The sequence below is a fragment of the Streptomyces sp. NPDC111802 genome, from assembly GCF_055634335.1.
In genome coordinates this window covers 1-1,308 of record NZ_JBVKCZ010000233.1, presented here as the reverse complement: position 1 = coordinate 1,308, position 1,308 = coordinate 1, and the positions used below count along the sequence as shown (strand labels likewise).

2 protein-coding genes are annotated in these 1,308 nt (G+C 68.4%); both read left to right on the top strand.

Annotation, left to right across the window (positions count from 1 at the left end):
• The coding region (locus ACZ7NC_RS45700) for an IS5 family transposase (RefSeq protein WP_471498418.1) at positions 1 to 455 on the top strand (455 nt) is incomplete at its 5' end.
• Between the two features lie 497 nt (positions 456 to 952).
• The gene (locus ACZ7NC_RS45695; RefSeq protein WP_471498415.1) at positions 953 to 1,225 is read left to right on the top strand and encodes a hypothetical protein; all 273 of its coding nucleotides are present in this window, start codon (positions 953 to 955) and stop codon (positions 1,223 to 1,225) included.
• Positions 1,226 to 1,308: the final 83 nt, after the last annotated feature.

Here is a 1,308-nt window from a genome sequence, read left to right as displayed (position 1 = left end):
GCCTGACCACCAAGCTGCACCTCGCCGTCGAGCAGCGCCAAAAGCCCATGTCGATCGTCATCACGGCAGGCCAGCGCGGGGACTCCCCGCAGTTCCAGGCTGTTCTGGGCCGTATCCGGGTACCCCGGCTGGGACCCGGCCGGCCCCGCACCCGACCAAGGCGAGTACGCGCCGACAAGGCATACGCCTCCCGTAAGAACCGTGCCTACCTGCGCCGTCGCGGCATCCGCTGCACCATCCCGGACAAGGCCGACCAGGCCCGCAACCGCAAGAAGCGCGGCTCGCACGGCGGCCGTCCACCGCAGTTCGACCCCAAGGACTACAAGGCGAGGCACGCGGTCGAGTGCGGCATCAATCGCCTCAAGAGACACCGCGCCGTAGCCACGAGGTACGACAAGTTGGCGGTCCGCTACGAGGCGACCGTCCTCGTCGCGGCCATCAACGAGTGGCTGTGACCAGCACATTCGATACACGCCCTAAACCCGGCCTTGGGGCAAGGACCCAGCGTCCATCTGTTCAACTTGCCCTGCCGCCGCTACTGCGGCGCCCGGCCGTTCCGCCCCACGCGCACCCGGCCGGGCCCGCATCAGCACCCATGCAGTCGCGGAAGGGGAGTGGAACGCGACCGCCACTGGCGAGTACCGCAAATCGGAACTGCATCACGACGCCGCCGCACCCGCCACCAGGCACCGTGCCACCAGTGCACCACCCCAGGCCAACACTGCAAAGCGCGGCGGCACCGCAATACCGGCAAACACCACGCAACATGGCGCACTTGTGAAAACGACCGGCTCTCCTGCCCGCCACGCGTGACACATACCCATAGTCGGCCGGCCACGGCCGCCTCCCGGGCCGGGGTCAGCCCGGCCACCACGAATCCGCCGGGAAACACAAGTCCGGCCGACGCCGGCACGGAAACCGGTGGCTCGGCGCCGCGCTGGGCACCGCGGCCATGGCCGCCTGCCGCACGAAGGAGAAGACCTACCTCGGGGCCCGCTACCACCGGCTCATGCCCCGCCTGGGCAAGAAGAAGGCCCTCGTCGCTCTCGAATACTCCATCTTGACCGCGGTCTGGCACATGCTCGCTGACGACGTCGCCTACCAGGATCTCGGCGGTGACTACTACGCCAAGCACGACCCCGAGCGGGCCATGCGCCGCATCACCCGCCAGGCCAACGCCCTCGGCTTCACCGTCCGCTTCGACCCTATCGAGGCCGCCGCCTGAACACAGCCCACCGATCACCTCACTGACCTGGGGTCATGCTTCATTTTCGGACCAGAGCCACGGTGTTGGAGTCACCCCGCACG